11 protein-coding genes are annotated in these 12,408 nt (G+C 74.3%); 3 read left to right on the plus strand and 8 right to left on the minus strand.

The annotated features are described in order from the left end of the window. Positions 1-64: 64 nt before the first annotated feature. The 3 genes from DKT69_RS01040 to pgsA are packed head-to-tail and all read right to left on the minus strand — an operon-like array spanning position 65 to position 2,794. Positions 65-1,225: a glycosyltransferase family 4 protein gene (locus DKT69_RS01040; RefSeq protein ID WP_109799732.1), complete on the minus strand. Its 1,161-nt coding sequence runs from the start codon at positions 1,223-1,225 to the stop codon at positions 65-67. Between the two features lie 13 nt (positions 1,226-1,238). After that, complete coding sequence (locus tag DKT69_RS01045) at positions 1,239-2,177, minus strand: phosphatidylinositol mannoside acyltransferase (protein ID WP_109799733.1); 939 nt, start codon at positions 2,175-2,177, stop codon at positions 1,239-1,241. Further along, positions 2,174-2,794, minus strand: coding sequence for a phosphatidylinositol phosphate synthase (gene pgsA / locus DKT69_RS01050; protein ID WP_109799734.1), 621 nt, complete (start codon positions 2,792-2,794; stop codon positions 2,174-2,176). The genes DKT69_RS01045 and pgsA overlap by 4 nt, the downstream gene beginning before the upstream one ends. A 253-nt stretch (positions 2,795-3,047) precedes the next feature. Here pgsA and DKT69_RS01055 point away from each other — a divergent pair, with 253 nt between their 5' ends. Then, positions 3,048-5,210, plus strand: a complete 2,163-nt coding sequence (locus DKT69_RS01055) for an elongation factor G-like protein EF-G2 (RefSeq protein ID WP_109799735.1) — start codon at positions 3,048-3,050, stop codon at positions 5,208-5,210. Between the two features lie 70 nt (positions 5,211-5,280). Here the strand turns inward: DKT69_RS01055 and DKT69_RS01060 are convergent, their stop codons facing one another. Beyond that, positions 5,281-5,988: an SDR family NAD(P)-dependent oxidoreductase gene (locus tag DKT69_RS01060; RefSeq protein ID WP_109799736.1), complete on the minus strand. Its 708-nt coding sequence runs from the start codon at positions 5,986-5,988 to the stop codon at positions 5,281-5,283. 102 nt (positions 5,989-6,090) lie between these two features. On the opposite strand from DKT69_RS01060, the gene DKT69_RS01065 reads away from it, so the two are divergent. Next, positions 6,091-6,930, plus strand: coding sequence for a helix-turn-helix transcriptional regulator (locus DKT69_RS01065; RefSeq protein WP_109799737.1), 840 nt, complete (start codon positions 6,091-6,093; stop codon positions 6,928-6,930). Between the two features lie 91 nt (positions 6,931-7,021). Here the strand turns inward: DKT69_RS01065 and DKT69_RS01070 are convergent, their stop codons facing one another. The 4 genes from DKT69_RS01070 to thrS all read right to left on the minus strand — a co-directional run bounded on the left by DKT69_RS01070 (position 7,022) and on the right by thrS (position 11,506). Beyond that, complete coding sequence (locus DKT69_RS01070; RefSeq protein WP_109799738.1) at positions 7,022-8,080, minus strand: aldo/keto reductase; 1,059 nt, start codon at positions 8,078-8,080, stop codon at positions 7,022-7,024. A gap of 92 nt (positions 8,081-8,172) precedes the next feature. Then, entirely contained in the window at positions 8,173-8,805 is a 633-nt protein-coding gene (locus DKT69_RS01075; RefSeq protein ID WP_109799739.1) for a CG0192-related protein, read from the minus strand. Between the two features lie 57 nt (positions 8,806-8,862). Continuing rightward, positions 8,863-9,378: an HIT family protein gene (locus DKT69_RS01080; RefSeq protein ID WP_109799741.1), complete on the minus strand. Its 516-nt coding sequence runs from the start codon at positions 9,376-9,378 to the stop codon at positions 8,863-8,865. A 121-nt stretch (positions 9,379-9,499) separates the two neighbouring features. Beyond that, positions 9,500-11,506 (minus strand): threonine--tRNA ligase, encoded by a 2,007-nt coding sequence (gene thrS, locus DKT69_RS01085; RefSeq protein ID WP_109799740.1) that lies wholly within the window; start codon positions 11,504-11,506, stop codon positions 9,500-9,502. Between the two features lie 205 nt (positions 11,507-11,711). Here thrS and DKT69_RS01090 point away from each other — a divergent pair. Next, a partial coding sequence (locus tag DKT69_RS01090) for a DUF1775 domain-containing protein (RefSeq protein WP_236647238.1) occupies positions 11,712-12,408 on the plus strand: 697 nt, incomplete at its 3' end.

Below are 12,408 nucleotides of genomic sequence, written 5' to 3' on the forward strand. Positions count from 1 at the left end.
CCCGCCCGGTGCGGCGCGGCTGCCGCCGCCGCGCTCGTCACATCGGCCCCACTGGCCCCACCGTTCAGCCCCTCCCCCCCCATTCCTGGTCGATCACCCGACCGTCGGTGGCTTCGATCGCCGCTGCGTATACCTCCAGAACTCGGCGGGCAACCACGGGCCAGTCGAAATTCGCCACCGCCTGGTCGCCGCAGGCGGTCAGCGCGGCCCGCTGGTCGGCGTCGTCGAGCAGGCCGGCGAGCGCGGCCCGCAGCGCGGCCGGGTCGCCGGTCGGGAACAGCCGGCCGGCCCGCCCGCCGTCGAGCACCCGGCGGAACGCGTCCAGGTCGCTGGCCACCACCGTGGTGCCGGCCGCGAGGGCCTCGGTGAGGATCATCCCGAAGGATTCCCCGCCGGTGTTCGGTGCGACGTAGAGGTGCACGCTGCGCAGCATGCGCGCCTTGTCCGCCTCCGACACCAGGCCGAGGAAGGTTACCCGGTCCCGCAGTTCGGCGGGTAACTGGTCGTACAGGTCGTCCGGGTCACCCGGGCCGGCCACCAGGAGCCGCAGCCCCGGCCGGTGCGGGGCCAACGCGACGAACGCGTCCCGCAGGATCGGGAAGCCCTTGCGCGGCTCGGTGAACCGGCCCAGGAAGCCGAGCGTGCCACCGGTGCCCGGCCCGCACTCCCCCGGCCAGCCGGGCAGCGGCTCGACCCCGGCGAACTTCGCCACGGTCACCCCGTTCGGGATCTCCACCGCGCCGCCGTCCATGTGCTCGACCTGCACCTTGCGGGCGAGGGCGCTGACCGCGATCCGGGCGGTGATCCGCTCCAGCAGGATCTGCAGCACCCCCTGCGCGGCGGAGAGCACCCGGGACCGGGTCATCGCGGTGTGGAAGGTGGCCACCACCGGGCCGCGGGCGCAGAGCACGGCGAGCATGGACAGGCTGGGCGTCAACGGCTCGTGCACGTGCAGCACGTCGAAGTCGCCCCGGGTGATCCAGCGCCGCACCCGGGCGGTGGAGACCGGCCCGAACGCGATCCGGGCCACCGACCCGTTGTACGGCAGCGGCACCGCCCGCCCCGCCGACACCACGTACGGCGGCAGCGCCGAGTCCTCGTCGGCCGGGGCGAGCACGCTCACCTCGTGCCCCAGCCAGATCAACGCCTCGGCCAGGTCCATGACGTGGTTCTGCACCCCGCCGGGGACGTCGAAGGAGTACGGGCACACGATGCCGATCCGCATTGCGCCCGCTCCCTCAGCTCGTCCCGGTGGCGGCCGACGGCGGCGCCGCGGTCCCGCCGCCGGTCGCCGTCGGCTGGTCCAGCCACCCTCGCTGCAACATGTGCCAGTCTTCCGGATGCCGGGCGATGCCCGCCGCGAGACCGTCGGCAATCCGTTGGGTCAGCGTCCGGACCCGCTGGTCCAACGGCCCGCTGTCCGGATCGGGCAGCTCCAGCGGCCCCTCGATGGCGGCGCAGGCGGCGTCCGGCTCGTACCACAGGGAGGCCACGTAGAGCGGCGCCCCGGTGCGCAGCGCGAGCAGGGCCGGCCCGGCGGGCATCCGCGTCCGGCCGCCGAAGAACTCGACCTCGACACCCCGGGCGGAGAGGTCCCGGTCGGCCAGCAGCGGCACCACCGTCCCCGCCCGCACCCGGTCCACCAGCACGTCGAACGCCGGCCGGTCGCCCCCGTGGGTGGGCAGGATCTCCATGCCCAGGCCCTGCCGGAAGGCCAGGAACCGCTCGTAGACGCCCTCCGGCTTCAGCCGCTCCGCGACGGTGGTGATCGGCCAGCCGGTGGCCGCGACCCAGGCGCCGGCGGCGTCCCAGTTGCCGGCGTGCGGCAGTGCCACCACGGCCCCGCGGCCGGCCGCCACGTCGGCGGCGAGCTTCTCCTGCCCGTCGAGGCGGAACCCGGCGAGGATCTGCCGGCGACTCAGCGCGGGCAGCCGGAAGACCTCCATCCAGTACCGGGCGTACGACCGCAGGCCGCGCCGGACCAGCGCGTCCAGCTCGGCGTCGGGCAGGTCGGGGCCGACCACCCGGCGCAGGTTGGCGCGGAGTCGGGCCGTACCGCCGCCACCCCGGTGGTGGGCGCGGTCGGCGCCCACCCGGAAGGCCGCGGCCACCACGGGCCGGGGCAGCGCACGGACCAGGCGCCAGCCGGCGATGTAGCCGAGCTCGGTGAGGTTCACTCCCGGCCGACCAGCTGGGCCTGCCGGTACACGTGGGCCATCCGCTGCCCCACGGTGAAGATCGACACGGCGGCCAGCAGCCAGAGCGCGATCTCCAGGGCCAGCGGCACGCCGAGGCCGGTGAGCAGGCCGCCCACCCCGACGATCAGCAGCCGCTCGGTGCGCTCGGCGACGCCCACGTTGGCCGTCATGCCGAGCCCCTCGGCCCGGGCCTTCACGTAGGAGACCAGCCCGCCGGCGGCCAGGCAGATCAGCGCGGCGGCCGTCCCGGCGTGGTCGCCCTCGGTGGCCAGCCAGTACGCGACCGCGCCGAAGACGGCGCTGTCGGCGATCCGGTCCATGCTCGAATCGAGGAACGCGCCGAACCGGGTGGAGCCGCCGCTCATCCGGGCCATCGTCCCGTCGAGCAGATCGGTGAGCGCGAAGACCGTGACGATCAGCGCCCCGGCGACCAGGTGCCCGCGGGCGCCGAAGCCGAGCGCGCCGACGAGCACGCCGAGGGTGCCGGTCACGGTGACCGCGTTGGGGGACACGCCCGCGCGGAGCAGGCCGCGCGCGACCGGCTCCACGACGCGGGTCATCCCCGCGCGGGCCGTCACTTGGAAGATCTTCGCCATGGCGGTCCCACGATAACGGCCGGCAGCGGTCCGCGATACGGCCGGTCGTGCCGACCCGCGGGAGGGAGGCTTGTGCGGGGTGGGCAACGGGTGTGAGATCGGAAGCGGAAGGTGAGGCAGCTCACCGACCCACCCGTTGAGTACCCGCCGTCCAGGAGACCACCGGAGGATATCGCCGCGGCACCCGCCCGGGCCCGCTTCCCCGTCGCGAGCGGCGGTCGCCACCACCACCGGCTGAGGGAGGTGCGCCGCCATGGCGCAGAAAAATCAGGAGAAGGGTGTCACCGGCGGCGCGCCGGTGGTGACCGAGCCCGGCAGGGTTCGCAACGTGGTGCTCGTCGGGCACTCCGGCGCCGGCAAGACCACCCTGGTCGAGTCGCTGCTCGCGGCCAGCGGCACGATCAACCGGGCCGGCACCGTCACCGACGGCACCACCGTCTGCGACCACGACCCCGCGGCGGTACGCCAGCAGCGCTCGGTGAGCCTGGCCTGCGCCCCGCTGCTGCACTCGGACGTCAAGGTGAACCTCCTGGACACCCCCGGGTACGGGGACTTCGTCGGCGAGCTGCGGGCCGGACTGCGGGCCGCCGACGCGGCACTGTTCGTGGTCTCCGCGGTCGACGGGATGGACGCGGCCACCGCCGCCCTCTGGGAGGAGTGCGCCGCCGTCGACATGCCGCGCGCCGTCGCGGTGACCCGGCTGGACCACCCGCGCGCCGACTTCGACGAGGCGGTGGCGCTCTGCCAGCGGGTCTTCGGCGACAACGTGCTCCCGCTGTACCTGCCGATGCTCGGCGACGACGGCGTGTCCGTGGTCGGCCTGATGGGGCTGATCACCCGACGCGTCTTCGACTACTCGGCGGGGCTGCCGGCCGTGGTGCGCGAGCCGGACCCGGAGCACCTGCCGGCGATCCTGGAGGCCCGCAACGAGCTGATCGAGGGGATCATCGCGGAGAGCGAGGACGAGACCCTGATGGACCGCTACCTCGGCGGCGAGGAGATCGACACCGAGGTGCTCATCACCGATCTGGAGAAGGCGGTGGTCCGGGGTCACTTCTACCCGGTGGTGCCGGTCTGCGCGGAGACCGGCGTCGGCCTGGACGTGCTGCTCGACGGTCTGGTCGCCGCGTTCCCGTCGCCGCTGGAGCGGGACCTGCCGGCGGTCACCGGGGTGGACGGCTCGCCCCGGCCGCCGCTGGCCTGCGACCCGGACGGGCCGCTGGTCGCCGAGGTGGTCAAGACCACCGTCGACCGGCACGTCGGCCGGGTCTCCCTGGTCCGGGTCTTCTCCGGCACGCTCCGCCCCGACCAGGTGGTGCACGTCTCCGGGCACGGCATGGCCGAGCGTGGGCACCCCGACCACGACGCCGACGAGCGGGTCGGGCACATCTACAGTCCGCTCGGCGCGACGCTGCGCGAGGTGCCCGTGTGCGTCGCCGGGGACATCTGTGCGCTCACCAAGTCGGGCAGCGCGGAGACCGGGGACACCATCTCCGCCAAGGAGGAGCCGCTGCTCATCGCGCCGTGGGAGATGCCCGAGCCGCTGCTGCCGGTGGCGATCGCGGCGAAGAGCCGGGCCGACGAGGACGCCCTGGCCCGCAACCTGGGCCGGCTGGTCGCCGGCGATCCGACCCTGCGGCTGGAGCGCAACGCGGAGACCCACCAGCTGGTGCTCTGGTGCATGGGCGAGGCGCACGCCGACGTGCTGCTCGACCGGCTGCGCAGCGGCGGCGTCGAGTTGGAGACCGAGCCGGTGCGGGTGGCGCTGCGCGAGACGCTGACCGTGCCGGCCAAGGGGCACGGCCGGCACGTGAAGCAGTCCGGCGGGCACGGCCAGTACGCCGTCTGCGACATCGAGGTGGAGCCGCTGCCCCGGGGCGCCGGCTTCGAGTTCGTCGACAAGGTGGTCGGCGGGGCGGTCCCGCACAACTACATCCCGTCGGTGGAGAAGGGCGTCCGGGCGCAGATGGAGCGCGGCCTGGTCGCCGGCTACCCGGTGGTGGACCTGCGGGTGACCCTCTTCGACGGCAAGGCGCACAGCGTGGACTCCTCCGACGCCGCGTTCCAGACCGCCGGCGCCCTGGCGCTACGGGACGCCGCCGAGAAGGGGCAGCCGGCGCTGCTGGAGCCGGTCGACGAGGTGACCATCCGGGTGCCCGACCCGTCGGTGGGCGCGGTGCTGGGTGACCTCTCCGGCCGGCGGGGCCGGGTGCTCGGCACCGAGCCGGACCCGGACGCCGAGGGCCGCACCCTGGTCCGCGCCGAGGTGCCGGCGACGGAGCTGCTCCGCTACGCCGTGGAGCTGCGCTCGATGACCGCCGGCGCCGGCACCTTCCGCCGCCAGTTCGTCCGCTACGACCCGATGCCCGCCCACCTCGCCGACCAGGCCCGCAAGGAGCACGGCACCCACCCCTGACGGACCCTGCCGGCGGGGTCCGGTCCGGTCGAAGGCCCCTCTCCCCGGTGGGACGAGGGGCCTTCCGCTGCTACCAGGGGAGGGTGCCTTCGGCGTCGAAGTAGCCGCCGGTCGGGCCGTCGGGGCCCACCTGCGCCATCCGGACGATGATCTCGGCGCCCTCCTCGACGGTCTGCGTGCCCGTGCGCCGGTTGAGGTCCGTCGCGGTGAAACCGGGCTCCACCGCGTTGATCCGCATGTTCGGGAAAGCCTTCGCGTACTGCACGGTGATCATGTTGACCGCGGTCTTCGACGCCGGGTAGGCGACGCCCGGGTACGCGTACGTCGGCGTCCCCGCGGCGGTGACCCGGGCCAGCGAGGCCAGGCCGCTGCTGAGGTTCACCACGACCGGGGCGGCGGACCGCTGCAGCAGCGGCAGGAACGCGTTGGTGACGCGTACCACGCCGAAGACGTTCGTCTCGAACACCTGCCGCATCATGTCGGCGGTCACCCCGGCCGGGCCGATCACCGCGCCGTCCGGCGCGCGCTCCTCGATGCCGGCGTTGTTGATCAGCACGTCCAGTCCGCCCTCGGCCTCGACGGTCTTCGCCGCGGCCGCGACGGACGCGTCGTCGGTGACGTCGAGGAGAACCAGCCGCGCGCCCAGCTGCTCGGCGGCCCGGCGCCCCCGTTCGGCGTCCCGGCTGCCGACGTAGACGGTGTGGCCTGCCGCGATGAGCCGGCGGGCGGTCTCGAACCCGAGTCCCTTGTTCGCTCCGGTGATCAGTGTTGTGGTCATGCCTCGACGCTACGGCCGGCCGGTGCGGTTACCCGGTGTGCCCGTTGTCCTGGGACTGCCGGTACCAGTCAGGCCCCCGGCCGGCGTTGCAGACTGGTGGGCATGGCGACGGAAGAGTTCGGACGGGCGGTGCACCGCTGGCGGGACCGGGTCTCGCCGGAGGCGGCCGGGCTGCCCGCCGGCGGGCGCCGGCGGGCGGCCGGACTGCGCCGTGAGGAGCTGGCCCTGCTGGCCGGGATCTCCGTCGACTACGTCACCCGCCTCGAACAGGGCCGCGCCGCCCACCCGTCGGCGCAGGTCGTCGAGGCCCTGGCCAGGGCCCTGCGGCTGTCGGGAGCCGAGCGCGCACACCTGTTCCGGCTGGCCGGGCTGGCGCCGCCGGGACCGGAGACGGTACCCGCGTACCTCACGCCGAGTGTCCAGCGGCTGCTGGACAGACTGGCCGGGACACCCGTCGCGGTCTACGACGCGTCCTGGACGCTGCTGGTGGCGAACCCGCCGTACGCGGCCCTGATGGGCGATCCGTCCGGATGGCGTGGCGACCAGCGCAACGGCGTGTGGCGACACTTCCACGGCCTGGGAGGCCGGGTCCGGCACACGCCGGAGTCCCTGCGCGGGTTCGAGGCGGCTCTGGTCGCCGACCTGCGCACGGCCGCCGGCCGCTATCCGGCCGACCAGCGGCTGCGGCGGCTGGTGGAGGAGCTGCGCGCGCACAGTGCGCGGTTCGCCGAGCTGTGGGATTCGGGCGCCGTCGGCCGCCACGAGGCCGCGCGCAAGACCATCGACCATCCGCAGGTGGGGCCGCTGACGCTGGACTGCGACGTGCTCACCGTGGCGGGCAGCGACCTGCGGATCATGATCTACACGGCCGAGCCCGGCACCGAGAACGCCGAACGGCTCGCCCTGCTCACCGTGCTCGGCACCCAGGCACTCGCCGGGTAGGCGCCCGGCACCCGCGCCGACCGTGGAGTTGCGGTGGTCACCTCGTCCGCCGCACCCCTGTCGCGGGACGCCCCAACCCATGACCGCCGCGTCAGGGACGGGCGGCGGGGACCGGGGCCATCGACCAGTGGGGGCGGTCGGCGTCGCGGAGGGCGGCGGTACGAAGCGCGGCGAGCTGCCGTTCGACCTCGGCGAAGTGGTCGGGGGCGAGGGGCCCCCGGTGCAGGGCGGCGGCGTTCTCCTCCACCTGGGCGACGGTCCGCGCGCCCGGGATCGGCACGCTGCGACCGCTGCGGGCCCAGATCCAGCCCAGCGCCCCCTGGGCGAGGGTCCGGCCGTCGGCGGTCAACGCGCCCCGGACGGCGGCCACCCGGCGCAGCCACTCCGGTGCCGGCCGGCCGCTGCGGAACCACTCCAGCCAGTTCGGGGCGGTGCCCCGCACGTCGTCGCGGGGCAGCGTCGAGTCGGTGGTGTACTTGCCGGTCAACAGCCCCATCCCGAGCGGCCCGCGGGCCACGCCGGCCAGGTCGTGCTTGTCGCAGACCGCCAGCATGGCCGGCGCGTCCCGCAGCACCGACAGACCGTGCTGCACGGCGGTGGCGCCGCGGGCGACCTGGGCGAAGGCCGCCACCCGGTCGGCCCGGTCGGTGCTCCAGCCGTACGCCCGGACCAGCCCGTCGGCGACCAGGTCCTCCAGGGTGCCGATCAGCGCCTCGGCCCGGGGCAGCGGCAGGTCGCCGAGGTGCAACTGGTAGAGGTCGATCCGGTCGGTGTCCAGCCGGCGCAGCGAGTCGACCACCGCGCGCCGCAGGTACCCGGGCGAGGCGTCCTCCCCGGTGGCCTGCCGGGCCGCCTCGTCGAAGGTGTAGCCCCACTTGGTGGCGATCACCGCCGCGTCGCGGCGGCCGGCGAGCGCCCGCCCGAGGATCCGCTCACCGTGCCCCGCCCCGTACGTGTCGGCGGTGTCGAAGAGCGTCACCCCGAGGTCCAGCGCGCGGCGGACCGCCCGGACGGACTCGTCGTCGTCCACCGCCCCCCAGCCGAGCGGCCGGGAGCCCTCGGCCCACGGGCCGCCGATCGCCCAGCACCCCATGCCGAGCGCGCTGACCTCGATGCCGCTGCGGCCCAACGTCCGCGTGGTCACTGCCATCGGCGCATCCTGTCACCTCCAGCGCGCTGGAGGGCAAGAAGTTGACCCCCGTGCCCGACCGACCAGGTGCCACGGTCGACCGGACGTCGGGCTCAGCGGGGCGTGGCGTACGCCAGCGGCAGCGGGGTGGGCTGGCCCGGCCAGGTGCCGGCGAGCGTGGCACCGGCGCGCCCGTGGCCCGCGCCGGGCCGCCGGACGACGGCCAGCTCGACGGTGTCGGTGCCGATGAGCGCCGGGTCGCCGTCCACCACCCGGCGGGGCGCGCCCACGCTGGCGACGTCGACGTCCCCGGCGCCGCTGCTGGTGACGCTCATGCTCGGTGGGCGAACCTGCCGCTCGCCGTCGACCTCGAAGAACTCCTCGGCCTGGCCGGTCCCGGCGAGGATGGCGGCGGCCAGCGCGGCGGCGTAGACCGGGTCCCCGCAGGCGTCGTAGACCCAGCGCGGGCCGAGCACCGAGTGGTGGGTGGTGCCGACCAGCCAAGCGTCGGCGCCCTCCAGCGGCGCCCCGCGGTAGGTCAGCGGCACCTGGTGGACCGGCCCGTCACCGGCGCGGACCAGCATCGTCTCGATCCCGACCGCGCCGGCCGGGTCGTCGAAACGGTATCCCGCCACCCGTTCCACGTCCGCCCCCGTCGGCCCGTGGAACCAGGGCCGGTCGGGCAGCCACGCCGCCAGGAGTTCGAGCTTGGTGGGGCGCAGTTCCGCCCGGTGCAGCAGAGCCATGCGGCGCATCGTACCGGGGCGCGCCGCCCGCGTCCGGGGGCCGGGAGCCGGGCCCGGTCAGGCCGTCGGCCAGGCCTTGGCGAGCAGGTCGCGGGTGTCGGCGAGCAGCTGCGGCAGGACCTTGGTCCGGCCGATCACCGGCATGAAGTTGGCGTCGCCGCCCCAGCGCGGCACCACGTGCTGGTGCAGGTGCGCGGCGATGCCGGCGCCGGCCACGCCGCCCTGGTTCATGCCCAGGTTGAAGCCGTGCGCGTTGGACACGTGCCGGATCACCCGCATGGCGTCCTTGGTGAACGTCGCCAGTTCGGCGGTCTCCGGCGCGTCCAGCTCGGTGTAGTCGGGCACGTGTCGGTACGGGCAGATCAGCAGGTGCCCCGGGTTGTACGGGTACAGGTTGAGCACCGCGAAGACGTGCTCTCCCCGGGCGACGACCAGGCTCTCGTCCGGCGGCAGCCCGGGGGCCAGGCAGAACGGGCAGCCGGTCGGCTTCTCGTAGCCGCCCTCGGGCCGGTCCTCCCCGGAGATGTAGGTCATCCGGTGCGGCGTCCAGAGCCGTTCCAGCCCGTCCGCCAGACCGTCGTCGGTGCCGTTCTCGGTGCCGTTGCCGTAGTGCCGCGCCGCCCCAGTCACACCGCCGATCCTACGGTCACCGCGGCGGGTCCCACCCGTCCGCACCGGCCGGCCGGGCCCGGGGTCAGCTCTGGGCGGACGGCCCCGCGTTGCTCCGCGAGGTGACCACGTCGAGGACGTGGGTGACCGCCTCGGCCATCGGCACCCCGTTGCGCTGCGAGCCGTCCCGGTAGCGGAAGGAGACCGTGCCGGCGGCCACGTCGTCGTCCCCGGCGATCACCATGAACGGGATCTTCTGCTGCTGGGCGGTGCGGATCTTCTTCTGCATCCGGTCGTCGCCGGCGTCGACCTGCGCCCGGATCCCCTCCGCGCGCAGCGCCGCGACGAAGCCGTGCAGGTAGTCGGTGTGGTCCTCGCGGATCGGGATGCCGACCACCTGGACCGGGGCCAGCCAGGCCGGGAACGCGCCCGCGTAGTGCTCGGTGAGCACGCCGAAGAAGCGCTCGATCGAGCCGAAGAGCGCCCGGTGGATCATCACCGGCCGCTGCCGGGTGCCGTCCGCCGCCTGGTACTCCAGGCCGAACCGCTCGGGCTGGTTGAAGTCGACCTGGATGGTGGACATCTGCCAGGTCCGGCCGATGGCGTCCTTGGCCTGCACCGAGATCTTCGGACCGTAGAAGGCCGCGCCGCCCGGGTCCGGCACCAGGTCCAGGCCGGAGGACTCGGCCGCGGTCCGCAGCGCCTGGGTGGCCTCCGCCCAGTCCTCGTCCGACCCGATGAACTTCGGCGACTCGTCCCGGGTGGACAGCTCCAGGTAGAAGTCGTCCAGGCCGTAGTCGCGCAGCAGGTCCAGCACGAAGGTGAGCAGCGTGGACAACTCGCCGGGCATCTGCTCCCGGGTGCAGTAGATGTGCGAGTCGTCCTGGGTCAGGCCGCGGACCCGGGTCAGGCCGTGCACCACGCCGGACTTCTCGTACCGGTAGACCGTGCCGAACTCGAACAGCCGCAGCGGCAGCTCCCGGTAGGACCGCCCGCGCGCCCTGAAGATCAGGTTGTGCATCGGGCAGTTCATCGCCTTGAGGTAGTAGTCCGCGCCCTCCAGCTGCATGGGCGGGAACATCGTGTCGGCGTAGTAGGGCAGGTGGCCCGAGGTCTCGAAGAGCTGCGCCTTGGTGATGTGCGGGGTGTTGACGAACTCGTACCCGGCGGCCTCGTGCCGGCGGCGGGAGTAGTGCTCCATCTCCCGGCGGATGATGCCGCCCTTGGGGTGGAAGACCGCCAGGCCGGAGCCGATCTCGTCGGGGAAGCTGAACAGGTCGAGGTCCGCGCCGAGCTTGCGGTGGTCGCGCCGCGCGGCCTCCTCCAGGAGCTTCAGGTACGCCTTGAGCTCGTCCCGGGTCGGCCAGGCGGTGCCGTAGACCCGCTGGAGCTGCGGGTTCTTCTCCGACCCCCGCCAGTACGCGGCGGCCGAGCGCATCAGCTTGAACGCGCCGATCAGCCGGGTGTTCGGCAGGTGCGGGCCCCGGCACAGGTCCGACCAGCAGACCTTGTCCTCGTTCGCGGCGAGGTTGTCGTAGATGGTCAGCTCGCCGCCGCCCACCTCCATCACCTCGGAGGAGTCCAGCCCCTCGCCCTTGACGTCGATCAGCTCCAGCTTGAACGGCTCGGCGGCCAGCTCGGTCTTCGCCTCGTCGCGGTTCTTGAAGCGCCGCCGGCGGAACCGCTGGCCGGACTTGATGATCTCCTGCATCCGCTTCTCGAGCTTCGCCAGGTCGTCCGGCTGGAACGGCTTGTCGACCTGGAAGTCGTAGTAGAAGCCGTGCTCGATGGGCGGGCCGATGCCGAGCTTCGCCTCCGGGAAGACGTCCTGCACCGCCTGGGCGAGCACGTGCGCGGTGGAGTGGCGCAGCACGTTGAGCCCGTCCGGCGAGTCGATGCCCACCGGCTCGACGGTGGTCTCCTCGGCCGGCTTCCAGTCCAGGTCGCGCAGCACGCCCTGCGGGTCGCGGACCACGACGATCGCCTTCGGGCCCGTGGTGGGCAGCCCGGCCGCGGCCACCGCGTCGGCCGCCGTCGTCCCGGCGGCGACGACGACGGGGTCGGCCACGACGGGGGTACGGGGTGCGGACACGGTGACTCCTGTCGTCGATGCTGATCGGATGTGCCGATTACCGGCTCCTGCGATGCTATCGGTCGCCCGTTCGGCACCGTCGGCGACGCCACCGGCGTCCCGGACCGCGGTCCTCGGTCCGAGTTGCGCCCGCCGTTGAACCTTTCCGCCCTCCCGGCCGAACTACCGGGTGTGGCCGGATCCGGTGCCGGCCGCGTGGAGACGGATGGGGACGAGCATGACGATGACCCGGCGGGGCAGGTTCCGGGCGGCGGCGCTGGGAGCCGCCGTGGTGGCCGGGACGCTGAGCTGGCCCGGCCCGGCGAGCGCGGCCGAGGTGACGATCACGACCTTGCCGGCCCAGGTGCACCAGGGGGACGCCGTCGAGGTGGCCGTGGTGCTGCCCGAGGAACGGTCGGGCAGCCGGACCAGCCGGATCGAGCTGAGAATGCCGGCGGACGCGCCGGTCGGCGAGGTCTACCCGCTGTCGGTGCCCGGCTGGGCGCCCCGGATCACCACCCGCACCCTCGACCAGCCGGTGGCCGGCATCCACGCCCCGGAACTCGACCAGGTGACCGACGCGGTGACCTGGATCCGGATGCCGGGGGCGGCGGCCGGCGCCACCCGGCTGTCGCTGGGCATGGGTCCGATGCCGGCCACGGACCGGTTGACCTTCCAGTTGGTCCAGACGTACGCCGACGGCACCGTCGTCCGGTGGGTGGATCCGCCGGGCGGGGCGCACCCGGCGCCGACGGCGCCCCTGCTGCCCGCGCTGCCCGGCTCCGGCGGGCACGGCGGGCACGGCGGGACCGCCGCCGACGGGGCGGCCGGTCCGGCGCCGGCGGACGCCGCGGCGCCCGCCGGCGACGACGGGGACGGCCCGAGCCCCGATCTCCTGCTGGGTGGTGGCATGCTGGTGGGGC

Origin of the sequence: Micromonospora sicca, from assembly GCF_003172935.1 — a bacterium.
GTDB lineage: Bacteria > Actinomycetota > Actinomycetes > Mycobacteriales > Micromonosporaceae > Micromonospora > Micromonospora sicca.